The sequence below is a fragment of the Allopusillimonas soli genome (assembly GCF_004153445.1).
Classification (GTDB): domain Bacteria; phylum Pseudomonadota; class Gammaproteobacteria; order Burkholderiales; family Burkholderiaceae_B; genus Allopusillimonas; species Allopusillimonas soli.
The window spans coordinates 238,324-262,488 of sequence record NZ_SDQC01000003.1 but is presented as its reverse complement, the minus strand read 5'-3'; the positions used below and the strand labels follow the sequence as shown (position 1 = coordinate 262,488).

At 62.1% G+C, this 24,165-nt stretch carries 17 protein-coding genes; 11 read left to right on the top strand and 6 right to left on the bottom strand.

The window, feature by feature from the left end:
• Window positions 1-34: 34 nt before the first annotated feature.
• Window positions 35-862, top strand: a complete 828-nt coding sequence (panB, locus tag ERD78_RS11030) for a 3-methyl-2-oxobutanoate hydroxymethyltransferase (RefSeq protein WP_129969349.1) — start codon at window positions 35-37, stop codon at window positions 860-862.
• Between the two features lie 74 nt (window positions 863-936).
• Here the strand turns inward: panB and ERD78_RS11025 are convergent, their stop codons facing one another.
• A complete protein-coding gene (locus tag ERD78_RS11025) occupies window positions 937-1,926 on the bottom strand; it encodes a Bug family tripartite tricarboxylate transporter substrate binding protein (RefSeq protein ID WP_129969348.1) in 990 nt (329 codons plus the stop codon).
• 208 nt (window positions 1,927-2,134) lie between these two features.
• Here ERD78_RS11025 and ERD78_RS11020 point away from each other — a divergent pair, with 208 nt between their 5' ends.
• The 5 genes from ERD78_RS11020 (at window position 2,135) to ERD78_RS11000 (ending at window position 9,435) form a co-directional block, all read left to right on the top strand.
• On the top strand, window positions 2,135-3,640 hold the full coding sequence (locus ERD78_RS11020; RefSeq protein WP_129969347.1) for a DNA recombination protein RmuC: 1,506 nt from the start codon (window positions 2,135-2,137) through the stop codon (window positions 3,638-3,640).
• 50 nt (window positions 3,641-3,690) lie between these two features.
• Complete coding sequence (locus ERD78_RS11015; protein ID WP_129969346.1) at window positions 3,691-4,581, top strand: ZIP family metal transporter; 891 nt, start codon at window positions 3,691-3,693, stop codon at window positions 4,579-4,581.
• Window positions 4,582-4,724: 143 nt separating this feature from the next.
• Window positions 4,725-5,723: a TAXI family TRAP transporter solute-binding subunit gene (locus ERD78_RS11010; protein WP_129969345.1), complete on the top strand. Its 999-nt coding sequence runs from the start codon at window positions 4,725-4,727 to the stop codon at window positions 5,721-5,723.
• Window positions 5,724-5,851: 128 nt separating this feature from the next.
• The gene (locus ERD78_RS11005) at window positions 5,852-8,500 is read left to right on the top strand and encodes a TRAP transporter permease (protein WP_129969344.1); all 2,649 of its coding nucleotides are present in this window, start codon (window positions 5,852-5,854) and stop codon (window positions 8,498-8,500) included.
• Window positions 8,500-9,435, top strand: a complete 936-nt coding sequence (locus ERD78_RS11000; RefSeq protein WP_129969343.1) for a pseudouridine synthase — start codon at window positions 8,500-8,502, stop codon at window positions 9,433-9,435. The genes ERD78_RS11005 and ERD78_RS11000 overlap by 1 nt, the downstream gene beginning before the upstream one ends.
• Here ERD78_RS11000 and ERD78_RS10995 read toward each other — a convergent pair.
• The 3 genes from ERD78_RS10995 to ERD78_RS10985 form a co-directional block, all read right to left on the bottom strand.
• A complete protein-coding gene (locus tag ERD78_RS10995; protein ID WP_129969342.1) occupies window positions 9,429-10,475 on the bottom strand; it encodes an asparaginase in 1,047 nt (348 codons plus the stop codon). The two genes, ERD78_RS11000 and ERD78_RS10995, sit on opposite strands and share 7 nt — an antisense overlap.
• A 114-nt stretch (window positions 10,476-10,589) precedes the next feature.
• Entirely contained in the window at window positions 10,590-12,050 is a 1,461-nt protein-coding gene (locus tag ERD78_RS10990) for an RNA polymerase factor sigma-54 (RefSeq protein ID WP_245152436.1), read from the bottom strand.
• A gap of 228 nt (window positions 12,051-12,278) precedes the next feature.
• Complete coding sequence (locus tag ERD78_RS10985) at window positions 12,279-13,229, bottom strand: sigma-54 interaction domain-containing protein (protein WP_129969340.1); 951 nt, start codon at window positions 13,227-13,229, stop codon at window positions 12,279-12,281.
• Between the two features lie 253 nt (window positions 13,230-13,482).
• Here ERD78_RS10985 and ERD78_RS10980 point away from each other — a divergent pair, with 253 nt between their 5' ends.
• Together ERD78_RS10980 and ERD78_RS10975 are read left to right on the top strand one after the other, a co-directional pair.
• A complete protein-coding gene (locus tag ERD78_RS10980) occupies window positions 13,483-14,832 on the top strand; it encodes a sigma-54-dependent transcriptional regulator (RefSeq protein WP_129969339.1) in 1,350 nt (449 codons plus the stop codon).
• Window positions 14,833-15,428: 596 nt separating this feature from the next.
• Window positions 15,429-18,047: an alpha-amylase family glycosyl hydrolase gene (locus ERD78_RS10975; RefSeq protein WP_129969338.1), complete on the top strand. Its 2,619-nt coding sequence runs from the start codon at window positions 15,429-15,431 to the stop codon at window positions 18,045-18,047.
• Here ERD78_RS10975 and ERD78_RS10970 read toward each other — a convergent pair.
• Entirely contained in the window at window positions 18,038-19,327 is a 1,290-nt protein-coding gene (locus tag ERD78_RS10970; RefSeq protein WP_129969337.1) for a Glu/Leu/Phe/Val family dehydrogenase, read from the bottom strand. The genes ERD78_RS10975 and ERD78_RS10970 overlap by 10 nt on opposite strands.
• Window positions 19,328-19,545: 218 nt before the next feature.
• Here ERD78_RS10970 and ERD78_RS10965 point away from each other — a divergent pair, with 218 nt between their 5' ends.
• Complete coding sequence (locus ERD78_RS10965) at window positions 19,546-20,511, top strand: Bug family tripartite tricarboxylate transporter substrate binding protein (RefSeq protein WP_129969336.1); 966 nt, start codon at window positions 19,546-19,548, stop codon at window positions 20,509-20,511.
• 42 nt (window positions 20,512-20,553) lie between these two features.
• Here the strand turns inward: ERD78_RS10965 and ERD78_RS10960 are convergent, their stop codons facing one another.
• Window positions 20,554-21,228: a Crp/Fnr family transcriptional regulator gene (locus ERD78_RS10960; protein ID WP_129969335.1), complete on the bottom strand. Its 675-nt coding sequence runs from the start codon at window positions 21,226-21,228 to the stop codon at window positions 20,554-20,556.
• 160 nt (window positions 21,229-21,388) lie between these two features.
• Here ERD78_RS10960 and ERD78_RS10955 point away from each other — a divergent pair, with 160 nt between their 5' ends.
• Both ERD78_RS10955 and ERD78_RS10950 read left to right on the top strand, forming a co-directional pair.
• Window positions 21,389-23,362 (top strand): AMP-dependent synthetase/ligase, encoded by a 1,974-nt coding sequence (locus tag ERD78_RS10955; RefSeq protein ID WP_129969334.1) that lies wholly within the window; start codon window positions 21,389-21,391, stop codon window positions 23,360-23,362.
• Entirely contained in the window at window positions 23,359-24,156 is a 798-nt protein-coding gene (locus ERD78_RS10950) for an ABC transporter ATP-binding protein (protein WP_129969333.1), read from the top strand. Before ERD78_RS10955 ends, ERD78_RS10950 begins: the two co-directional genes overlap by 4 nt.
• Window positions 24,157-24,165 lie beyond the last annotated feature (9 nt).

The window sequence follows — 24,165 nt, the reverse complement described above, 5'->3', positions numbered from 1 at the left end:
CCGCGCGACGGAGTCATTTTTCAGGAGGAATGCTATGAGTGTTCATAGGCAGGCGCAGCGCATCAGCGTGCCGCAACTGATGGCCAGCAAAGGCGGGCGAAAGCTCGCCGCGTTGACATCCTATAGCGCGCCTTTCGCGCGTTTGCTGGACGACGCGTTGGACATGATTCTTATCGGAGACTCCACGGCCATGGTGGGCTACGGCATGCCCGATACACTGTCCATTACTGTGGAACAAATGGCGGCCCATGCCGCTGCGGTCGTGCGGGCAACCGAACATGCCTGCGTCATGGTGGACATGCCTTTCGGCAGTTTCCAGGAGTCGCCCGCGCAGGCGTTCGTGAACGCCGCCCGTCTGCTCGCGGTCAGCGGAGCGAGCGGCGTGAAGCTGGAGGGAGGCGTCGCCATGGCGGATACCACGCGTTTTCTGGTCGAGCGCGGTATTCCCGTGCTTGCGCATGTCGGCCTCATGCCGCAGTACGTCAACACCATGGGAGGGTTCAAGGCCCAGGGCATGACACAGGAGGCTGCCGAGCGCATAGTGCGGGATGCGCAGGCGCACGAAGCGGCCGGCGCCTGGGGCGTGGTGCTGGAGGGCATTGCGGAGCCGCTGGGGCGTCGTATCACCGAGACGCTGCGAATTCCCACCATAGGCATCGGCGCCTCGCCGGCCTGCGATGGTCAGATTCTTGTCACTGAGGATATTCTGGGCCTGAGCGGCGGCCGCATTCCCAAATTCGCCAAGCAGTTCGCGGATGTTGGCGCGGTGATACGCGAGGCGGTGCGGCAATATGCCAGCGAGGTGCAAAGCGGCGCTTTTCCGGGGTTGGAGCATTGTTTTGGGGTAAAGAAGCCCGATTGAACGCGGCGCCGGCGGACGCTTCATGGGGGGCAGCTGCGCATTCGCAGGCAGGCCCGGCCATGGTCAGGGACTGCCTAAAGTGCGCCCGAGACGTCGGCATCGGTGATGATGGATCGCCACTTCTTGCGCTCGGAGGCCAGCAGTTTCTTCAGGTCGGCGGGCGAGCCGCCCCCCGGCTCGGCGCCCATATCCACGATTTCCTTGCGCACTGCGGGGTCCGCAAGCGTGGCGTTCAGCGCCTTGTTGGCGCGCTCTATGATTTCCACGGGCGTATTGGGCGGGGCCATGAGGGCGAGCCAAGCGGAAGCCTTCAGCTCGGGATGGCCTTGTTCGGCCATGGTGGGTACCTCGGGCAGGGCCTGTACGCGATGATCGGACATGACGCCCAGCGCCTTGATCTGATGCTGGCGAACCTGGTCCAGGACGCCGGGCACCAGTTGAAACATGGATTGGATCTCGCCCGTAACCAGGTTGCTGTTCGCCTGCGCGGCCGAGCGGTAGGCAATATGCACCATATTGGTGTCGGTGGCGCTCATGTATAGCTGTCCAGCCAGGTGCATGACGCTACCGTTGCCGGTCGAGCCGAAATTGACGATGCCGGGATTGCGTCGCACGTAGTCGGTGAAGCTGGCCAGGTCGGATACGGGCAGCGAGTTGGACACCACCAGAATGTTGGGCATCTGCGCCACCAGCCCGATGGGCGCGAGCGACATGCTGCCCACTTCCGCCGGCAGTTCGCGGTACAGAATGGGATTGATGGTCAGCAGTTTGGTGTCGCACAGCAGAAGCGTGCCACCATCAGGCGGTGCGCTGGCGACGATGGCCGCAGCGCCGTGTCCGTGGATACCATTGCTGCGGGCCATAGCGAAGCTGCCTCCCAGGCGCTGGCCCAACTCGCGCGCAACCAGGGACGCCAGCTTGGTGCTGATCCCCGTGTCGGGCGGTGCGGGCACGATGATCTGCACCGCTCTGTCCTGGGGTGGCCAGACCGCCTGGCCGCCATGGGCGGCGCAGGCCAGCACGCAGGCCGCAAACCCGGCCATACGGGCAAAGGTGATACGCATGATACTGTCCGTTGCAGCGTCGCAAGAACCTTGCGCTGTGCGCGAAGGCGCTCGTCAAAAATACTGGGATTACCCCCGGTAATTTATCATGCTTGTTTGATGGGAACGATGTAACACACTTCGGCGGCTGCCCCTTGGGTCCATGGCGGACATTGCCGGGTTGCCTGGCGGGGGCGGCGAAGGGCATCGTCACGGGAAGGAAAACGGTATGGAACACTTTGCCATCGGTGCGTTCGAGATCGCTCTGCTTGTGGCTGGCCTGGTGCTTGGAGCGCTATGCAGCGGCCTGGTGCTGGGGCGACTGCTGTTGCGCAGCCGCGCCGAGCACGCGGCTACGCAGTTTCTCGCTCGCCAGCGGGCCGAACAGCTTGACCTGGTGCGCGCCGACCTGGACGAAACCCGTGATCGTCATGTGGGCGCCGAGGCAGAGCGTTCCCGCCTGGATCGTCAGCTGGCGCGCAGCGAATCCACCATCCAGGGCTTGCAGGAGCGCGTGGGGGAACTGCGCGCCGGGCGGGATGTCCTGGAGGTGGAACGCCGCCGGCTCGGCGAGCGCGTGGCCGGCCTGGACAAGGAGCTGGCGGAGCTGCAGGCGGTGCACGCGGAAAAACTGGCCGGCTTTCAGGAAATGAAGGCGGGATTCGAGCAGTCCCGCATGCAGCTCAAGGCAGAGTTCCAGAATTTGGCCAACCAGATACTGGAAGAGAAGGGCAAGACCCTGGCCCAAAACAGCCAGGCCTCGCTGGATGTGCTGCTCAGGCCGCTGCGCGAGCAGCTGGATCGCTTTCAGCAACGCGTGAATCAGGTGCATGACGAAACCGTGCGCGGCAATGCGTCCCTCGGGGCGGAAATCAGGCGCGTGATGGAAGTGGGCTTGCGCATAGGCGCGGAGGCGAGCACGCTGGCCATGGCGCTCAAAGGGGAAAAGAAAACCGCGGGCAACTGGGGTGAAATGCAACTGGAACGGAGCCTGCAGCTGGCCGGACTGATCGAAGGCGATCATTATGCGGCCCAGCCGCGCTTCAAGGATGGCGAAGGGAACAGCCGGCAGCCCGACTTTGTCATCAAATTGCCTGATGGCAAGCACATGGTCATTGATAGCAAGGTGTCGCTCGTTGACTATGACCGAGCCATTGCCGCCGACACTGAAGCCGGGATGCGGGCCGCCCTGGATGCGCATGTGCAGGCCGTGCGCAATCACATCGACGATCTCTCGCGCAAGGACTACTCCAACCTGGTGGGCATGCGCAGCCCGGGTTTCGTAATCATGTTCATGCCGATTGAGCCGGCCTATATCGAAGCGATGAGGCACAATCGCGAGCTTTTCAACTATGGCTACCAGCGCAATGTGGTCATGGTGTCTCATACGACCCTGATGCCCATACTGAAGACAGTGGCCAACCTCTGGATGGTGGCGCGCAGCAACGAGCAGGCGCAGGAGCTCAGCGCCCGGGCCGGCGACATCTTCAATCAGGTGGTGCTTGTGGCAGAACGGCTCAAGAAACTGGGGGAGTCGCTGGACGCCGTGCGCAAGCACTACAACGGCACCGTGACGGCCCTAGCGGGGCAGCAGGGGCTGTACGGCAAGACATCGCGGTTTGCTGAACTGTCCTCTCGCGCCACCAAGACCATGCCGGCCATTGAGCCGCTGCATGCCGATTTTGAAAGTGAAAAACTCGAGCTCATTGCGCGTCAGCCGGATGAGCCGATCTGAGCCCCGGATCAGTTAGCATAGAGGCTGTCCCGGGGTTGGGAGAGGAAAAAATGTCGACGCTGGACGGTGCACAGCAAACCAGACCGCACTACACCGTGGCGATTCTGATCGCCGTGATCATTGCCGTGCTGATTGCGGTGGATATCCATGCTCGCTCGGCGGAGTCCAGCGCTGCATTGCGTGGCGCGCTATGGTGGGGCTGCATGGCCGCCGCCGCCACCAGTCTGGGCACGCTCCCGGTGGTTCTTTCCATCGATTTTTCACAACGCGCGCATGACGCCATGCTGGGTTTCGGCGCCGGTGTCATGCTGGCTGCAAGCTCGTTTTCACTGATTCTGCCCGCGCTCTCCGTGGCGGAAGGCCAGGGTGCGACCGCCTGGACGGCGGGTCTCATCGTTTCCTGCGGCATTGTCCTGGGCGCGCTGATGCTGCTCTGGCTTGATAAGGTGCTGCCGCATGAGCATTTCATCAAGGGGCTCGAGGGCGCGCGCTCCAGCAAGCTGCGGCGGGTCTGGCTGTTCGTGCTGGCCATATGCCTGCACAACTTTCCTGAAGGCCTGTCGATAGGAGTGGGTTTTGCGGGCCCAGACCAGATCGGCGGACAAGCGCTGGCAACCGGTATTTCCATCCAGGACATTCCGGAAGGGCTGGTCGTGGCGTTGGCGCTTACCAGCGTGGGTTATGGACGTTGGCTGGCGATAGGTGTGGCGGTGCTGTCGGGGTTGATCGAGCCGCTTGCGGCGTTGCTCGGTGTGGTCATCATAGGCCTATCCCTGGCGCTGCTGCCCTGGGGGCTGGCCATGGCCGCGGGCGCGATGCTATTCGTCATCAGCCATGAAATCATTCCCGAGTCCCACCGGCAGGGACATGAGAGCGCCGCCACGGGCGGACTGATCGTGGGTTTCGTGCTGATGATGCTGCTCGATACGGCGCTTGGTTGAGCTGCTCGAAAAAATACGACAATTCTAGGGCAAACCCGGATAGGAAACATTCATTTCATACAACGAAGTCGTTGTAGCATACGTTGTCACGACAATGCCGAATCCGGCATCCTGAAGACATCTATTCAGAAGGGGGAATCACCATGCGTACACTTTTTTCTTCCACGCTTGCCAGAAGGCTCGCACTCTCGGCCGGCGCCGCCGCCATGATGGCAGCTCTGGTTGCGCCGGTGCCCGCCGCAGCACAGCAGAAGTTCGTCAGCATCGGCACCGGCGGCGTCACCGGCGTCTATTATGCCGCCGGCGGTGCCATCTGCCGTCTGGTGAACAAGGACCGCAGCGAGCACGGCATACGCTGTTCGGTCGAATCCACAGGTGGCTCGGTATTCAATATCAACACCATCAAGGCGGGTGAGCTCGACCTGGGCGTCGTGCAATCCGATGTCGGCTTCAATGCCTATAACGGCGAGGGCCAGTTCAAGGATGCGGGCCCGTTCAAGAAGCTGCGTTCGGTGTTCTCCATCCATCCCGAGCCTTTCACAGTCGTAGCGCGCAAGGAAGCCAACATCAAGACCTTTGACGATTTCAAGGGCAAGCGCTTCAATGTGGGAAACCCCGGCTCGGGCACGCGCGCCTCCATGGATCTGCTGCTCAAGGCGCGCGGCGACGATTACAGCATGTTCTCGCTGGCATCCGAGCTCAAGCCTGACGAGCACGGTTCGGCGCTGTGCGACGGCAAGATCGACGGCTTCTTCTATGCGGTTGGGCATCCGTCCGCGAATATCCAGGACCCCACCACCACCTGCGGCGCCCAACTGGTTTCGCTGACGGGACCCGCTGTCGACAAGCTGGTTGAAACCTATCCGTACTATGCCAAGGCAACCATTCCTGCCGGCCTGTATCCCAACAATCCGCAGGCTACTGAAACCTACGGTGTCCTGGCCACGTTCGTGACGTCTGCCGATGTTCCCGAGGAAACCGTCTACACCATCGTCAAGACGGTATTCGAGAATTTCGACGACTTCAAGAAACTGCATCCGGCCTTTGGCCACCTCGATGCCAAGGACATGGTGTCCAAGGGCCTTTCGGCACCGCTGCATCCAGGCGCCGAGAAATACTTCAAGGAAAAAGGCCTGCTTTGACCTGCTGAGGTGGCGTGCAGGGCCCCGCACCGCCGGGGCCTTTGCCGTCATCGACCACACGCCATGCGCGCGGCGGTCCACTGGTCGGTCCCTCCGGCTGCATTTCACGTTTTTTTTAGGAATCCACCATGAGCACGACAATCCCCACGGATTCGACCGCCCCGCAAGCCAGCGCGCCGTCGAACGCTCATCTTGAACAACTGGTGGCCGATGTTGATCGGGGCGGCCGCAATGTTGGCGGCTTTACCGGCGCAGTGCTGTTCTGGGGCGCCGTCATCTGGTCGCTGTTCCAGCTTTGGGTGGCATCCCCGCTGCCTTTCGCCCTGAATATCGGTATCTTCAACGACACGGAAGGTCGGGCCCTGCATCTGGGCATGGCCGTCTTTCTCGGTTATCTGGCCTATCCCGCTCGCAAGAGTTCTCCGCGCGACCAGATGCCCGCCATTGACTGGGTGCTCGCCATCATCGCGGGGTTTTGCGCGTCGTATCTGTTTATTTTCTATAAAGAACTGGCCACGAGGCCAGGCATTCCCACCACGCTGGATATTGTCTCCGCCTCCATCGGCCTGCTACTGCTGCTGGAAGTGACGCGCCGCGCACTGGGCGCGCCCATGGCTGTGCTGGGTGCCATCTTTGTGGCGTATGTCTTTCTGGGGCCTTGGCTGCCCGACGCGCTGGCTCACCGCGGCGCGTCGGTCGAGCGGCTGATGTCCCACATGTGGCTCACCACCGAGGGCGTCTACGGCGTGGCGCTGGGCGTGTCGCTGTCCTACATTTTCATTTTCGTCTTGCTGGGCTCGCTGCTTGACCGCTGCGGCGCGGGCAACTACATGATGCAGGTTTCCTTCGCCATGCTGGGCCACTTGCGCGGGGGGCCCGCCAAGGTCGCCGTGGTGTCCTCGGCCGTCAATGGCATTGTGTCGGCCTCGTCGGTGGCCAACGTCGTTACGGGGGGCATATTCACCATTCCTCTCATGAAGCGGGCGGGCTACGGCGGGATACGCGCCGGAGCCATCGAGACGGCCTCTTCCGTCAACGGCCAGATCATGCCGCCCGTTATGGGCGCCGCGGCATTCCTGATGATCGAGTATGTGGGCATTCCCTATACCGACATCATTCGCCATGCCCTGCTGCCGGCCAGTATTTCCTATATCGCGCTGTTCTATATCGTGCATCTGGAAGCACTGAAGATGGGCATAGAGCCCATGATGTCCGCCGGAAAGCCACGCACGCTGCTGCAGAAACTGGCTGGCTGGGGCATGGGCATCGCTGGCACGCTCATTGTCATGGGCTTGACTTATTGGATAGGCATAGGCGTACAGGCGGTTGCAGGCGACGCCGCCATATGGATACTGCTGGCCATGCTGGCGGTGCTCTACGTGTGGTTGTTGCGCGTGGCGGCGGCGCATCCCGACCTGCCGACAGATATCGACATCACCAATCCTGTGCGGCCGGAGCCATGGCCCACGGTTCGCGCCGGCCTGTACTACCTGATCCCCATCGGAATCCTGGTATGGTGCCTCGCGGTGGAGCAGTTGTCGGCGGGCCTGTCGGCTTTCTGGGCCGTGGTCGCCATGCTGATCCAGATGATCACGCAGCACCCCATCATTGCATGGTTCCGCAAGCAGCCGGCCCGCGGCGTATGGAAACAGGGCTTCAGCGATGCCATTACCGGCCTGCAGGAAGGCGCGCGCAACATGGTCGGCATCGCTATCGCCTGCGGCACGGCGGGGCTTATTGTGGGCGCCATTACCCTGACCGGACTCGGGCTGCGCATGACCTCGTTCGTGGAGCTGGTATCCATGGGCAATGTGCTGATCATGCTGTTCTTTACCGCCTTTGTCTGCCTGGTGCTGGGGCTGGGCATGCCCACCACGGCCAACTACATCCTGATGGCGACGCTTATGGCGCCGGTGGTGGTGGAACTGGGCGCGCAGAATGGCCTGGTCATCCCGTTGATCGCGGTACACATGTTCGTGTTCTACTACGGGATCATGGCTGACATCACCCCGCCCGTGGGGCTGGCCACTTTTGCGGCGGCCGCCATATCGGGCGAGGACCCGATCAAGACAGGCATACAGGGCGTCACCTACGCCATGCGGACGGCTGTATTGCCCTTCATGTTCATTTTCAATCCCATGCTGTTGCTGATCGATGTGAATGGCTGGTGGGAGCTTTTCCTGGTGGTCACGGGCGCCACGCTCGCTTCCCTCACATTCGCGGCCGCCACGCTGGGCTGGATGCGCGCCAAGGCCACCTGGATGGAGATCGGCTTGCTGTTCCTGGTCACTTTCATGCTGTTCCGGCCCGACTGGTTCATGAACCAGATACAGCCGAAGTATGTCGCCCATTCGCCATCCGAATTGCTGCAGATCTCCGCGGACATGCCGAAGAAGGGCCGCCTGGTGGCCGAGCTGGAGGGCATGAACCTGGAAGGCGAGTCGCTGACCAAGACAGTGGCGGTCGCCCTTCCCGCGTTGCCTGAGGATGCGCAGGCAACGGGTACCGCAGCCGGGCAGCAGCGCCTGATGGCGGCCGGCCTGACGGTCATGGCGCTGGGCGATCAGGCACAGATTGCCTCGGTGCGATTCGGCAGTCAGGCTCGCAAGGGCGGCTGGGAACAGGGCTGGAATATCAATAAGGTGCTGGTGCCCAATCCCGCCAGGCCGTCCGAGTTCTGGTTCTACATTCCTGCCTTGCTCATACTGGCATTTATCTGGATCCGTCAGGGAGGCCGGCTGCGCCGCAAGGGCTTTGCTCAGCCCGCGGCGGCCTGATGCCGGACACGGGGAGCCGCCTTCCCGCGGCACCTCCGCTTCCCATGCGCGACGGCATTGCGGCAAGCAGGGTGTATTTGCCGCGAGGGCCATGGAAAACGCTGGGCGAATTCCTGCCTGGCCGGTTTCCGCATGTGCCGGCCGAAATCATCGCACGGCGCTTGGCGCAGGGCGAGATCGTCGACGGCACGGGCGTGGCGCAGAGGGCGGACAGCGCCTATCGGGCCGGCATGTGGCTTTGGTATTACCGCGAAGTGCCCGATGAGTCCGTCTTGCCCTTCGACCTGCCCATACTCCACCAGGATGCGCGCTTGGTCGTCGTGGACAAGCCGCACTTCATGGCCAGCACGCCCGGAGGCCGGCATCTGCGGGAAACGGCCCTGACACGGCTCAGGCGGCTGCTTGCGCTGCCCGACCTGACGCCGTTGCATCGTCTGGATCGCGAGACGGCCGGCGTGCTGATGTTCTGCGCCGATCCGGCCGCGCGCGGCGCGTACCAGTCGCTATTCCAGGCCCGGGCGGTGGTCAAGGAATACGAAGCGCTCGCGCCCTTGCCCGGGGGCCTGGCGCTTCCGCTCACCCGCCGCAGCCGTCTGGAGGATGTGCGGGGGTGCTTTGTCGTGCGTGAAGCGCCAGGCGCACCAAACAGCGAAACACGTATCGAACTCATGGGCCTTGACGGCTGCCCGGACGGCATGGCGCGCTATCGCCTGCTGCCCTTGACGGGGCGCAAGCACCAGTTGCGTGCGCACATGAGCGCGTTGGGACTGCCTATTGTCAATGATGGCCTTTATCCGCGCAGACAGGCCGCCACGGCCCCGGATGATTTCCGCCAGCCACTGCAATTGCTTGCACGAGCCATTGCTTTTCGTGATCCTTTTCTGGGGATCATGCGCCGCTTCGAAAGCACACGCAGCCTGCGGCTGTCTCAATAGCGATCGAAATAGTGCTGGATCTTGTCCGGTGTGCACGCATGCGGTGGCAGGGACAAGGCAAGCATCAGCAGCAGGCGCGCCTTCTGGGCGTTCAGATCATCCGCAGACAGGATGCCGCGCCTTGCCAGCCCGAGATCGGGCGTGACACGTCCGGCGCCGGTGCGGCTGCTGCGCGCGCAGACGACGCCCTGGCGTGCCGCCAGACGCAAGCCTCTCTCGGCCTGGGGCGTCAGGCTGCCATTGCCGCAGGCGGCAACGACAATGCCTCGTGCTCCCGCCTCAATGGCCGCCTTGTACAGATGCAAGCCCGCTCCCTGATAGTCATACAGGATATCGACCCGAGGCAGGCGCCTTATCTGCCGAAGCGCAAAAGGCGTGTCCAGCGTATGGGGGCGTGCGGGCGGACGCAGCGAAACAATGCTCCCGTCTTGAACTTCGGCAACGCAGCCGGCTTCGCCGGAGGTGAATGCATCGACATGGGTGGTGTGAATCTTGCTGACTAGTCGGGCGGCATGCGCACGGTCGTTCAGCATCACCAGCACGCCCAGACCTTGTGCCTCGGAGGACGCTGCCAGCAGCACGGCGTTGTACAGATTGAGCGGCCCATCGGCGCTGAGCGCGGATGCGGGGCGCATGGCGCCCGTCACGATCACCGGTTTGGCGCTTTTTATGGTCAGATTCAGGAAGTAGGCGGTTTCCTCCATGGTATCGGTGCCGTGTGTGATGACGACGCCGTCCACATCCGGTTGCTCGAGCAGGCGATCGACCTTGCGGGCGAGGCGCAGCCGCATCGTATCGGTAATCGCGCGGCTGTCCACATTGAATATCTGCATGCAGGAGATGTCGGCCAGGGACTGGATGCCGGGTACGGCAGCCAGCAGCGCATCGGCTTGCTGCGTGACGGTATAGTTCGTCAGGGTGGTGGCCTGCGAGGCCGTCGAGGCTATTGTTCCGCCCGTGCCGACGACGACAATGGCGGGTCGCTGTGCGGAGGATGAAACGGCGGGCCGTGTCTTGGCGGATTTGGGGCGGGAGGGCATGGCGCGGACGGCTCCTTGGTGGATGGCGCCATTCTATCGCCAGTTGCGCCACACCGCTCACGGGTGCGGCAAGCGGGGCGGATGGCCGTCACAGGGCTGCGCCGGTGGCGCGCGCTAAGGCGCGCGCCGCAGCTCCGCCGGCGGATACTTGATCTGCGCCCGGTACTTCGACACGGTGCGCCGCGCCACCACTATGCCTTCGCGCGCGAGCTTGCTGGCCAACACGACATCCGACAGCGGTGCCTGAGGGTCCTCCTCATCTATCATCTCCTGGATCAATGCGCGCACGGCGCCAGCCGAGCATGTGCCGCCAGAACGCGTGGCCAGTTCGCGCGAGAAGAAATGCTTGAACTCATAGATGCCGCGCGGCGTCGCCAGGTATTTGTTGCTGGTTGCCCGGGATACGGTGGATTCATGCATGTCCAGTTCCTGGGCGATCTCGCTGAGCATCAACGGGCGCAGCGCCACGTCGCCATAATCGAAGAATGTCTGCTGCCTAGCGACTATGGCCTGGGCCACGCGCTGGATAGTCTGCGTGCGCTGCGCAAGGCTGCGCATGAGCCACCGCGCTTCCTGCAGCGCCTGGGCCATCATCGCTCTGTCGTCATAGCGCGTACCGCGGAACATGCGCGCATAGGTGTCGTTCAAGCGCGCCCGTGGCAGGGCGTCGCGGTTGGAAATGGCAATCCATGTGCGACCAATTTTCTGCACATGGGCATCGGGTATGACGTAGCAGGAGGGGTCCACTGTGCCGGGGTGACGGCCAGGGCGGGGCGACAGGTCGCGTATGAGCATGCCCGCCGTGCGCGCTTGCGCTTCGCTGCATGCAAGCAGTCGGGCGAGCCCGGCGTAGTCGCTGCGGCCCAGCCTTTCGAGGTGGCCGTCCACGATGCGCAGTGCGGTATCGACGCCGGCCGTGTCAGCGGTCATGGCGAGCAGTTGCAGTCGGAGGCATTCGGGCAGATTCCTGGCCGCCAGCCCAGGCGGCCCTAGCTGCTGGACCAGTTTGAGCGCCAGTTCCCATTCCGCGGCCTTGGCCGGCGGGCTGAACTGGCCCGCCTCGGCCAACTCAAGCAGCGGTTCGCGCAGATAGCCATCGTCGTCCAGCGCTTCGATGATGTAGAGGGCCATGCGTCTTTCTCGTTCGTTCAGCGAGTAAGCGCAAAGGTCCTCGTAGAGCGCGTCCTGTAGTGTGGTTTCGCTCCGGGCCCACTGGCCGATGTCGGATTCGCCATCGTCACGCCCTCGCCGAACTGGATAGTCGCCCGACCAAGCCGCAGGCGCCTCCGCCTGCGCCTCGCCTTGCCGTGGCGCGTCTTCGATATCCGTCCCGGCGGATGGCGCCGAGCCGTCCTGCGAAATGGGCGCCTCGCCCGCGTCGCGGTTTGACGCCTCGGCGGATGCGTCCTGGCCGCCTTCCTCCAGTTCTTCCAGAAAAGGATTGTCCGCCAGGGCGCGGGCCACTTCGTGATTGAACTCCAGCGTGGACATCTGGAGCAGGCGCACAGATTGCTGCAACCTTGGTGTCAGCGCGGTTGTTTGCCGTGTTTGCAGTTCATAGCCAAGTTGTGCCAATTCGCTTCTCCCAGGGATGGCGACGGATGCGGCCGCACCGGTACTACCGGGTATGAAGCAATGTTTATGCCAGAATTGAATCACGTGTTGATTCAAGTGGATGCGGGTGCAAGCGCGGGGGGAATCAGGCGCATTCTTACCAATGCGTGTAAGAAATACGTTTGCCGTTGGCCGTGTGCGGTGCGGGGCGCGCATGCGCCGGCGAGCGGCATGGTGCGAAATCGCCCCTCAGTTATCCTTCTTGTCGTTCATCTGCTCCAGGCGGTTGTACAGGGTCTTGGGACTGATGCCCAAGGTGCTGGCGGTACGGCGCCTGTCGCCATCAAAGTGATTCAGCGTTGCCAAGATGACGGCATGCTGGGCATTTGTGAGCGGTGTGCCGACAGGCACCTTGAGAAATCCTTGCTGCACTTCCAGCGGCGCGGGGCGAAAGATGGGCTTGATGGGTGTGATGCGCAACTCGTCGTCGGCAAGAATGAAGGCGCGTGTCACGACATTCTTGAGCTCGCGGATATTGCCCGGCCAGTTGTATTCCTCAAGATTGCCCAGTGCATCGCGCGCGAAACGCTTCCTGGTTTTTTCCTGCGTGTTGAGATCAGCCAATATGCGTTGGGCCAGATAGGGGATATCCGATTTCCGCTCCCGGAGCGCGGGAACACGTATGGGAAAAACGGCCAGGCGATAAAGCAGGTCGGAGCGAAAATGACCGGCCAGCACGGCTTCCCTGGGATCGCGGTTTGTGGCGGCGACAATGCGCAGGTCGACTTCGACTTGCTGCGTTCCTCCCACCCGGTTGTAGCGCCGGCTTTCCAGCACTCTCAAAAGCAGGACCTGCATCGCCAGCGGCATTTCGGTTACTTCGTCCAGAAAGAGCGTTCCGGTGTGGGCGCGTTCGAAGCAGCCCATGGTGGTGGCGGCGGCGCCGGTAAAGCTGCCTTTCTCGTGCCCGAACAGCTCACTTTCGGCCAGCGAGGGAGAAATGGCGCCGCAGTTCACTGCCACGAAGGGCGCATCGCGCCGCAAGCTGCGCCCGTGGAGCGCGCGGGCCACGATTTCCTTGCCGGTGCCGCTTTCTCCGATGACGAGTACCGAGGCCTCTGTCGGTGCGGCCTTGACAATGGCGCGCGCCAGATCGAAAGCGGCATTGGAGCGGCCCAGTATCTTCGATGAATTGATCATGACGTGTCAGTCCAACATGAAACCTGCCTGCGCGCCCGGCGCGGCTGCAAGAGCGCGCCACGGTACCGGCCTGCACAAAGCGTTAAACGGTTTAGTACGTTAATACCAGATGTCTCGCAAACAATACTGCATATTTAAGGTATATTGAACGGCAGGCTTGGACGGTGTTCTTCTCGTCGCAAGTCGGATGCCATGCCGCCCGACACACTCGGGCAGGAAGGGTTTGGGAAAGTGTTTTTCTGAAACAGTGTATATGCCTCACCTTCTGGTTGTAGACGACGATGTTGCGACGAGAGAACTCATCGCCGACATTGCGGTCGATGATGGCTACACCACCGCACAGGCCGGCGATATTCGCCAGGCGCGCATACAAATTGAGCGGCAAAGGCCTGATGTCGTTTTCCTCGATATGCAGTTGCCTGACGGCAATGGCATGGCGTTCTGGAAAGACCTGAACTTGCCCGATGTCAACGTCGCATTCATAACGGGTTATTCCAGCGTGGATAATGCCATCGAGGCACTGCGACTCGGCGCCGTGGACTATCTGCTCAAGCCCGTGAGCTTGCGCCGCCTGCGTGGCCTGTTGCAGCAGGTCAAGGCGGCTGATGCGCCGTCGTCTTCCGTGGCGGCGCCCGATGATTGCTTCGCCAAGATGGTGGGCAAATCCCGCGCTATGCAATTGCTGCGCGTTCACATTGCGAAAGTGGCACCCACGCAGGCGACTGTGCTGCTGGTGGGAGAAAGCGGCACCGGCAAGGAGCTGGCGGCCGAAGCCATTCATCTGGCGAGTCCGAGGGCGTCGCAGCCTTTTCTGCCAGTCAATTGCGGCGCGATTTCGCCCAATCTGATAGAAAGCGAGCTGTTCGGGCACGAGAAGGGCAGTTTTACCGGGGCGGACAGGCAGCACAAGGGATATTTCGAACGGGCCCAGGGCGGCACCATATTCCTGGATGAAATCACGGAGATGTCCATGGATCTGCAGGTGCGTCTGCTGCGCGTGCTCGAAACGGGGCGCTTCATGCGGGTGGGTACCCAGGAGGAAATCAAGACCGATGTCCGTGTGGTGGCGGCCACGAATCGAAATCCCGAGCAGGCTGTTGCAATGGGTATGTTGCGTGAAGACTTGTATCATAGACTCAGCGTCTTTCCGCTGGAGCTGCCGCCCTTGCGCGAGCGCGAGAACGACGTATTGGATCTTGCCGATTACTTCCTTGCCCATCTCAACGAAGCGCATCAGACCAACAAACGATTTTCCGACGATGCGCGCGAGGCCATGAAAAAGCATGCATGGCCGGGCAATGTACGCGAGCTGCGTAATCATGTGTATCGCAGTTATATCCTGAGCGACAGTGTTCTGCACGGCAATTTCAGTTCCTTCGAGCTGGGGGCTCGCAGGAACGATCTGGGCGGCGATGTGCTGGTGCCCATGGGGGCTTCGCTGGCCGAAGCCAATCGGCAGCTTATCCTCGCCACCTTGAAACAATGCGATGGCGTCAAAAAAGCCGCAGCCAAGATGCTGGGCATCAGCCTGAAGACGCTGTACAACAGGCTTGAGGAATATGGCGAGGAAGGCGCCAAGGTGGATGCCCATCGCGTACGCTAGGCAGTCTGGCTGCCTGTCCTACGCCCCTGCTCAGCGAAAGGCGAACCCCGCGTTCTGAGAGGTGGATTTCTGGCCGGAGGCGGCTTGGGATCGCGAATGGTCTCAGGCTCCTCGCGCGGCGGCAAATCCACCTCCTTTTCGTCGCCGTCCGGGGGAGGTGTTTCTGGTGGGACGGGGGGGTCATTGCCGGGCGGGACCCCGGGATCCGTATCCGGAGGCTCGGGAACATGCGCCCAGAAAGCACGTTCCGATGATGCGGCAGGCTCGGCTTGTATCAAATTCATGACTTCTTCCGTTCGCAATAATGGGGGCTGGCGCGCTGGCCAGGGCATACGCGAGTGGCAAGCAGCGTGCCCGTGTGCTTTCATGCATGCGCCGACGGCACGTAAATTGCAAGCCGGTGCGGCCGGCGGCGTACAGTCTGGGGTGGCAAGGTTTCGGGCACGGATTGTCGGGAACAGTCGCAAATGTAACGGGTTGGCGCTTGCGTGTGCGCAAGCAGGGAGGGCAAACTGAATTGGCCGGCGCCTTCCTGGGTGCGGTAGCCGCACTCGGGCCGGCAGGTGGCTGCCTGTCCTGTTTTTGTTGGAGCCCGTATGAGTCGTTCTGTATGTGCAACGGTTCGCCTGCAATTGAACCCGTCCTTCACGCTGGACGACGCATGCGCGCAGCTGCCCTATTATCAGGGGCTGGGCGTCAGTCATCTTTATCTGTCTCCCGTCACCCAGGCGCGGCCGGGCTCGCTATATGGCAGCGATGTCATCAATCATGGATGTATCAACCCGGAGATCGGTGGAGAGCGCGCGTTGGCGGCGCTGTCGTCCCAGGCGCATTCTCGCGGCATGGGATTGATTGTGAAGATCGCGCCGGGGTTCATGGCCACGCATCCCGCAAATCCGTGGTGGTGGGACATCCTGCATTTGGGGCAGCAGAGTCGGTATGCGCGCTTTCTTGATATCGATTGGGCGGCGCCGTCGCCGCTGTTGCATGGCAGGGTATTGCTTCCTGTGCTGCCCAACGCTTACACGCGCAGCCTGGCGTTGGGCCATATTCAGCTTGCATACGGTGAGCGCAGCGGCGCATATGAAATCCGGGCGGCTGGCCTGTCTTACCCGATTGCGCCGGGGTCGCTGCATGTGGACGGAGAAGACCCGCAAGACGTGGTGAAAAGGCACGATGCGGCGGATGCCCAAGGAAGAACGAGGCTGCGTCGGCTGCTGAATCGGCAGCACTATCGCTTCGCCTGGTGGCGCAGCGCGGCATCGCACATCAATTGGCGCCGATGTCTTGGCTCGCGCGATCTAATCGGTGTACGGGTTGAGGACGATGCGGTGTTTGACGCCGTACATGCCTGCATCCTGGATTTATATGGGCGGGGCGTCATTGATGGCGTTGCCGTGGATGACGTGGATACGCTGGCCCGCCCGCCCGCCTACTGCCGGCGTCTGCGCCGGCAGCTCGCGCAGCGCCGCGGCGAGCGGCCCGTGGCGCTGCGCGACGAGGGGCCTTGGGTGCTTGTGCAGAAAATCCTGGTGACAGGCGAACAACTGGGGGCCGACTGGGACGTGGACGGCACGACAGGCCACGATTTTATGGATTGCGTGAGTGCCGTGCTGCATGATGCGGATGGGCACAAGCCGCTGACGGAGGCCTGGGCAGCGGTCAGTCGCGATGCACGCAGCGCACGGGAATACGGGCAGGAGATACGGCGCCAGCTCATTCCCCGGCATTTCGGCGCGGAACGGCTGGCGTTGCTGGCCTGCATGGCTGAGGCCTCTCCGGCCGGAACGGTGCGATGGAATACGGCGCTTGCGGGCCGCGCATTGGACGGCGTATTGACCACGTTTCCTGCGGCGCGCAGCTATGTCGACGCCTATCTGGCCCCGCCGGGCCCCGCGCGCGATGCCATTTGCCGCTTTCAGCAGCTGACGCCGGCAATCATGACTGTACAGACCCACACGCTGTCTTTTAGATATGGCCGCCTGCTATCCCGCAATGAAGCGGGCTGCGATCCGGATATTCTGGGTATCTCGCCCGCCGAATTCCACGAGGCCAACGTCCTGCGGGCTGAGCATGCGCCTCGCAGCATGCTCAGCACCGCGGCCGAGGGCCGGCTGCGCGGCGAGGATGCGAGGGCCCGTCTGGCGGTTCTCAGCGAATTGCCCGCAGTCTGGCTGCGCGCCAGCAGTCGGTGGATGAACTGGCCCAACACAGGACACATTCCCGCGGGGTCGAATCAAGCGGCGGAGCGCTATATGTTGCTGCAGTCGATGGTCGGGGGCTGGCCGCTAGATCTGAAAGTGACTGACGGTGCGGCGCTGCGGCAATACATACAGCGCCTGGTGCAATGGCAGGTCAATGCGCTGCGCCAGGCCAGCCGCAATACCGGATGGGCGCGGCCAGATCATTGGTACGAGCAGATGGCGGAGGACTTTCTGATCAGCCTGGTGCTCGAACACGGCAATTACCGGCTGGCCTGCGATGTGGCGGCTTTTGTTGACTATATCGCACCGGCGGGCGCGCTCAATGGATTGTCTCAGTTGCTGCTGCGCCTGACGGTGCCCGGGGTGCCCGACCTCTGCCAGGGGGCTGAATGGTGGGATTTCAGCCTGGGCGCACCGGACGACGCGCGTCAGGTGGACTACGCGACACGGCGTGCGCTGGCAGACACGCCCGACGGCGGCATGGCGCAATGGCTGGCCAACTGGCGTTCAGGGCGTCTAAAACAGGCAATCCTGGAGAAAGGATTGGGGTTCCGGCGCGAACATGTCACCTTGTTTGCGCAAGGCGACTATATGCCGCTTGCCATCCAGGGAAAACATGCCGACCATGCGCTTGCGTTCATGCGGCGCCTGCGGGACCAGTACGCCCTGGTGGTGGTCCCGCGCCTGTGCGCGGGCGCGGTCTGCGGAGTCGCCCCTGATGCCGTGCAGGATCAGGGCAACCCCTTGGAGGCCGCGTCGCTGCCAGAAGACCTGGCAATGGCCGAACTGTCCGCATCGCCGTCTGTATGCGGCGAAGACGCCCGGCTGCCCAGAGTGCCCGCCGCGTTCTGGAATCAGGATCGCGTTGTGCTGCCGCCTGCATTGGCGGGATGCGTGATGCGCGATGTACTGGGGGCCGGGCGCCACACCGTGGCCGCCGACGGCAGCCTGCGCCTGGCCTCGTTGCTTGGCCAGGCGCCGGTTGCGCTATTGTGTCCCGATCAGGGGTAGAGGCCTCGCACTTCGCGCGCTTCGAGTATGCGCGTGCATGCGGTGATGAATGCGGCCGTGCGCTGGCTGACCTTGTGCTCGACTGCCACGCTTGCCACGGCCGCGTAGGCGGCGCGCATGATGCCTTCGAGCCGATGGTTGATTTCGGATTCGGTCCAGAAGAAGCTGGAGAAATCCTGCACCCATTCGAAATAGCTGACCGTGACGCCGCCCGCGTTGGCGAGCACATCGGGGACGATCAGGGTACCCTTGGCTGTCAGGATATCGTCCGCCTCGGGTGTGGTGGGACCGTTGGCGCCTTCTATCACGACCTTCGCGCGTATGGAGTCCGCATTGCCTGCGTGAATCTGGCTTTCCAGTGCGGCCGGAATGAGCAGCTCTGTTTCCAGCGCCCAGAAATCTGCTTGTGAGATGGGTTCGGCATGCGCGCCACCCGCAATACCGCCTGTTTCCGCTGCATGGGCCAGCAGGGCAGGCACGTCGAGGCCATGCGCGTTGTGCAGCGCGCCGGTATGGTCCTGAACTGCGATCACTTTTGCGCCAGCCTCGTGAAAAAGTCTGGCCGCGGTGCCCCCGACATTCCCGAAGCCTTGAATGACGACGCGCGCACCCTCGATGGGAATGCCGGCGTCGCGCGCGGCTTCGCATCCGATGACGAACACACCCCGGCCTGTGGCTTCGACACGCCCCAGGCTGCCGCCCAGCGAGATAGGCTTGCCTGTGACGACGCCGGTGGCGGTGGCGCCCTCGTTCATGGAGTAGGTGTCCATCATCCACGCCATGGTCTGCGCATTGGTATTGACGTCGGGTGCGGGAATATCCTTGTTGGGGCCGATGATGAAGCCGATTTCGCTGGTGTAGCGGCGCGTAATGCGTTCGAGTTCAGCATGGGAGTAGTTGTGCGGGTCGAGACGTATGCCGCCCTTGGCGCCGCCGAAGGGCAGATTGACGGCGGCGGCCTTGACCGACATCCATGCGGACAAGGCCATAACCTCCGACAGCGTGACATCCTGGTGAAAGCGCACGCCGCCCTTGCCCGGGCCCCGCGATGTGTTGTGCTGCACCCGGTAGCCTTCGAAGTGGGCAATCGTGCCGTTGTCGAGTTCGACGGGAACATCGACAATGAGCGCACGCTTGGGCCGCTTCAGGGTTTCAACCCATTTTGCCAGCTTGCCCAGGTATGGCGTAACGCGCTCCACCTGCTCCAGATAAACGCCCCAGGGTCCCAGGTTTTCCGGGTGGAGATAGGAGGGCAGGGCATGGTTGGGATTTTCTGACATGGCATGGACCTTGGTTTGAGATGAAGGAAACGATAGCGTTATTCTAAATCACCCCAATGTAGCGTCCCTTATTTTTGTGCCGTAAATTTACAAGGGGACGTATTAAAAACCCGTCCGAGGGGCAATCCCGATTCCGCCCCTTCGCTTATGGAGCCATACTTTCTCGTGCCGGCGCGTTGATCGTGCCATTGTTCAGACACTTTCTGGAGTAACCGTACATGTTCAAGAAACTGCAGGCGCTCGCCGCCGTGGCGCTGCTGGGCGCCGCTTCCTTATCCCAAGCTGCGGGCTGGCCTGAGAAACCGGTCCAATGGGTTGTGCCTTATTCGGCAGGCGGCGGCTCGGACGTCATTGCGCGCCTGGTGGCCTCGTCGCTGGAGAAATCCCTGGATCAGACGATCGTGGTGGAAAACAAGCCGGGCGCGGCCACCATTATCGGGGCGACCTATGTGCAGAACGCCAAACCCGACGGCTACGTGGTGGGCACCGCCGACTCGGGCACGCTGGCCTACAACCCTTCCCTGTACTCGAAGCTGTCCTACGATCCCGACGAATTCACGTATATCGGCGGGCTGGCTCGATTCCCCCTGATGCTGGCTGTGCGCCAGGAGTCGCCATTCAAGTCGGTGCAAGACGTGATCGATGCGGCCAGAAAGAGTCCTGGCAAGCTGTCCTCGGCGTCCGCGGGCGCGGGATCACCGCATCATCTTGCGCTGGAAATGTTCAAGCAAAGAGCCGATGTCAAGATTCTGCACGTACCATACAAGGGCGCTGCTCCCGCGCTGCAGGATCTGCTCGGGGGTCAGGTGGACATGGGGTTTGTCGATTCGGCGGCCGCGCTGTCGAACATCAAGGCAGGCAAGCTGCGCGTCCTGGCCGTCGCCACACCCGAGCGCATTGCCCTTTTGCCTGACGTGCCGACCATGGCCGAGGCCGGCGTCAAGGATTTCAATGCCTACGCATGGCAGGGTCTGGTCGGGCCAAAGGGGATGCCGGAGGAAGCGGTAAGCCGCCTGGGCGAGGCGCTGCAGACAGCGCTGAAGTCGCAGGAAGTGGACGGGAAAATCCGAAGCATGGGCGTGGAGCCCATGCCCATGTCGTCCGGTGACTTCAAGGCCTATGCGCAAGCACAGCGCGAGGAATGGGCCGAGGTGATCAAGACGGCCAATATCCGGCTTGATTGATGCCGCGCGGGCGCGTCGGCGGGTGTGCCGCCGCGCCCGGAATCAGATTCCGTAGCGGCGCAGGCCTTCCAGATCGATAACCTCGACCGCGCCGTATTCCACCCGCAGCAGCCGCGCGTCCTCGAGCGTGCGCAACGCTTGGTTGGTGCGTTGGCGCGAGGTGCGGGCAAGATAGCCGATTTCTTCCTGGGTGATGTCCAGTCGCATGCTGATGCCTGGATACAGCATGGGATTGAAAAGCTCGGCCAGGCATCGTGCCACCCGCGCATCGGCTGCGAGCAGCCGATCGTATTCGGCCTTGCCGATGAATTGCCCGACCCGCTCATTCAACTGATGCAGCAAATAGCGGTTGAAGGGAATGCTGCTGTCGAGCAGCCAGTTGAATGTTGCCTCGGGCAAGCGCGCAATATGGCTGTCGCGTAGCGCCACCACGTCGTACTTGCGTTCCTCGTGCTTGAGCAGGGAACCCTCGCCTATCCATCCGCCGCTTGGAACGCCCGTGAGCGAAGCCATCTTGCCATCGGGGCTGCCCACCGATACCTTGATCAGGCCGTCGAGCACGCCTATCCAGGCATGGGCGCGCTCGCCCTTGCGTTCTATGAGCGCGCCGGCGGGATAGCGGGCATACTGCGCGTCGTGCAGTACGCGCGCCTGCTGCGCGGGATCGAGCAGGCGAAACCAGGGAGCGGTCTCCTGCAGCGTCTGTTCCGGATGCATGGGGATTTACCCTAGAAAGTAGGCGAATGTCATATCGGCGACAGTTGAAGACATGAGCAGCTTATATCTTTACATACAGCTGACTGAACAACAAAACAGTTTGCAACATAAAGGCCCCGCATCGAGAGAAAACTGCGTGGGCCGCTTTGGAGGAGACACCATGGCACAGTCGTCGTCGCAGTATGCGCAGGCCGGGCCTCAGACCTTTCCAGGGTTGGTAATGCAGCATGCCCGTGAGCGCGGCGATCGACCCGCGATGCGCGAGAAAGATCTGGGCATCTGGCAGACCATGACCTGGGCCGAGTTGGCCAGGCAGGCCTGTGCACTGGCCAATGGCCTTGCATCGCTGGGGGTGCAGCCCGGCGAGCACGTCGCCATTGTAGGCGAGAACCGCCCCAGGCTGTACCTGAGCATGATGGCGGCACAATGCCTGGGGGCTATCCCGGTTCCTCTGTACCAGGATGCGGTCGCGCAGGAAATGCAGTACGTGCTTCAGGACGCCCGTATCCGTGTCGCGGTGGTCGAGGACCAGGAGCAGGTCGACAAAATGCTGGAGATTGCGCCGCGGTGTCCGGATCTTGCCAAGGTTGTCTATGATGATCCGCGGGGGCTGCGCAACTACAACGAGGAGCGCCTGCTTTCATTCGAAGCTGTGCTTGTATTGGGCGAGCAGTTTGCCCAGGCGCATCCCGGCTACGTTGAACAGGCCATGGCAGCCATCGATCCGCAGGATGCCGCAGCCATGTTCTACACATCGGGCACCACAGGCAAGCCCAAGGGCGTCGTGCTTTCGCATCATGCACTGATTGACCGCGCACGCGCAATCCAGGAACTTGAAAATCTGTCCGACCGCGAGGATGTGCTCGCCTATCTGCCGCCCGCATGGATAGGCCAGAATATGTTCTCGTACACTCAGTTTCTGGTAACGGGCTTTACGGTCAATCATCCCGAGTCGCCCGATACGGTGTCGATCGATATGCATGACATCGGGCCCACGTATTACTTCGCACCGCCGCGCGTGCTGGAGGGGCTGCTGACTCACGTGATGATACGCATGGAGGATGCCCATGCCATCAAGAGAAAGCTTTTTCATGTATTCATGGGCCTTGCCCGCCGCGTGGGCGTGCGCATCCTGGATGGCGATCGTACGGTCGGCACATGGGACCGCCTCAAGTATGCCGTGGGCAATCTGTTCGTATACGGGCCGTTACGCAACGCATTGGGCATGAGCCGTGTGCGGGTTGCCTACACCGCGGGCGAGGCCATCGGGCCTGATTTGTTTGTTTTCTATCGATCCATCGGTGTCAACCTGAAGCAGTTGTATGGCTCGACGGAGACTTCGGTCTTTGTATGCGTGCAAGCGGATGGGCATGTGCGCGCGGACACGGTGGGGCCGCCCGTCAAGGGCGTCGAGATTCGCGTGGCCGACAATGGCGAGATTCAGGTGCGCAGTCCCGGCCTGTTCTCAGGCTATTATCGCAACCCCGAGGCGACGGCCGAATCCTTCACCGACGACGGCTGGTATCACACGGGCGATGCGGGTTATCTCGACGAGGACGGCCAACTCAAGATCATTGATCGCGCCAAGGATGTTGGCAAGCTGGCTGACGGCAGCCTCTTTGCGCCGAAGTACATCGAGAACAAGCTCAAGTTCTTTCCTCATATAAAGGAAGTGGTGGCCTTCGGCAATGGTATGCCGGAAGTGTGCGCATTCATCAATATTGACCTGGAGGCCGTGGGCAACTGGGCCGAGCGCCGTGGCTTGCCCTATGCGGGCTACACCGATCTTGCGGGTAAGGACGAGGTCTATGCGCTGATCCATGATTGCATCGATCAGGTCAATGCCGACCTGGCGGCCGATCCCCGGTTGTGCGGGTCACAGATCGCGCGCTTTCTCATACTGCACAAGGAACTTGATCCTGACGATGACGAACTGACGCGCACGCGCAAGGTTCGTCGCGGCTTTATTGCACAGAAGTATGCCGTGCTGGTCGAGGCGCTGTTTGCGGGCCGGCAAGGCCAGTACATTGAGACCGAAGTCAAATTCGAGGATGGTCGTACCGGCAGGATAGCAGCCGACTTGCGCATCATGCAGGCCAGGATGCACACCATCGAAACCAGGAAGGCTGCATGAGTGCCAGTGTCCGTGAGCAACGCATCGGGGAAGTCATCCTCGATATGAAGAACATTTCCCTGCGTTTTGGCGGAGTAAAAGCGCTGACAGATATTTCCTTCGATGTGCGCGAACATGAAGTGCGCGCCATCATAGGCCCCAATGGCGCCGGCAAGAGCTCCATGCTCAATGTCATCAATGGCGTCTATACGCCGCAGGAGGGGGAGATCATGCTCGAGGGCGAGCGCTTCGCGAAGATGAATCCGCGCCGCGCCGCCGAAATGGGTATTGCGCGCACGTTTCAGAACCTGGCGCTCTTCAAGGGAATGAGCGTTCTTGACAACATCATGACCGGCCGCAATCTGCGCATGAATAGTGGCATCCTCGCGCAGGCTCTGCGTCTGGGCTCGGCCGAGCGGGAAGAGATTGCGCACCGCGAGTTCGTCGAGCGCATCATCGATTTTCTTGAAATCCAGGCCTATCGCAAGACGCCGGTCGGGCGTCTGCCTTACGGGCTGCAGAAGCGGGTGGACCTGGGCCGGGCGCTGGCCATGGAGCCCCGCATCCTGCTGCTGGATGAACCCATGGCGGGCATGAATATAGAAGAGAAGCAGGACATGAGCCGCTTCATTCTGGATGTGAACGACGAGTACGGTACGACGATTGTGCTGATCGAGCACGACATGGGCGTGGTCATGGATATATCGGACCGCGTGGTGGTACTGGACTATGGCAAGAAGATAGGCGATGGCGACCCTGGTTCGGTACGCCAGAATCCCGAAGTCATTCGCGCCTATCTCGGCGCCAGCCACTGAGCGGGGGCG

Excerpts from the sequence above, each read along its gene's own strand:
- panB (WP_129969349.1), top strand. The coding sequence starts at position 35 with ATGAGTGTTCATAGGCAGGCGCAGCGCATCAGCGTGCCGCAACTGATG.
- ERD78_RS11025 (WP_129969348.1), bottom strand. The coding sequence starts at position 1,926 with ATGCGTATCACCTTTGCCCGTATGGCCGGGTTTGCGGCCTGCGTGCTG.
- ERD78_RS11020 (WP_129969347.1), top strand. The coding sequence starts at position 2,135 with ATGGAACACTTTGCCATCGGTGCGTTCGAGATCGCTCTGCTTGTGGCT.
- ERD78_RS11015 (WP_129969346.1), top strand. The coding sequence starts at position 3,691 with ATGTCGACGCTGGACGGTGCACAGCAAACCAGACCGCACTACACCGTG.
- ERD78_RS11010 (WP_129969345.1), top strand. The coding sequence starts at position 4,725 with ATGCGTACACTTTTTTCTTCCACGCTTGCCAGAAGGCTCGCACTCTCG.
- ERD78_RS11005 (WP_129969344.1), top strand. The coding sequence starts at position 5,852 with ATGAGCACGACAATCCCCACGGATTCGACCGCCCCGCAAGCCAGCGCG.
- ERD78_RS11000 (WP_129969343.1), top strand. The coding sequence starts at position 8,500 with ATGCCGGACACGGGGAGCCGCCTTCCCGCGGCACCTCCGCTTCCCATG.
- ERD78_RS10995 (WP_129969342.1), bottom strand. The coding sequence starts at position 10,475 with ATGCCCTCCCGCCCCAAATCCGCCAAGACACGGCCCGCCGTTTCATCC.
- ERD78_RS10985 (WP_129969340.1), bottom strand. The coding sequence starts at position 13,229 with ATGATCAATTCATCGAAGATACTGGGCCGCTCCAATGCCGCTTTCGAT.
- ERD78_RS10980 (WP_129969339.1), top strand. The coding sequence starts at position 13,483 with ATGCCTCACCTTCTGGTTGTAGACGACGATGTTGCGACGAGAGAACTC.
- ERD78_RS10975 (WP_129969338.1), top strand. The coding sequence starts at position 15,429 with ATGAGTCGTTCTGTATGTGCAACGGTTCGCCTGCAATTGAACCCGTCC.
- ERD78_RS10970 (WP_129969337.1), bottom strand. The coding sequence starts at position 19,327 with ATGTCAGAAAATCCCAACCATGCCCTGCCCTCCTATCTCCACCCGGAA.
- ERD78_RS10965 (WP_129969336.1), top strand. The coding sequence starts at position 19,546 with ATGTTCAAGAAACTGCAGGCGCTCGCCGCCGTGGCGCTGCTGGGCGCC.
- ERD78_RS10960 (WP_129969335.1), bottom strand. The coding sequence starts at position 21,228 with ATGCATCCGGAACAGACGCTGCAGGAGACCGCTCCCTGGTTTCGCCTG.
- ERD78_RS10955 (WP_129969334.1), top strand. The coding sequence starts at position 21,389 with ATGGCACAGTCGTCGTCGCAGTATGCGCAGGCCGGGCCTCAGACCTTT.
- ERD78_RS10950 (WP_129969333.1), top strand. The coding sequence starts at position 23,359 with ATGAGTGCCAGTGTCCGTGAGCAACGCATCGGGGAAGTCATCCTCGAT.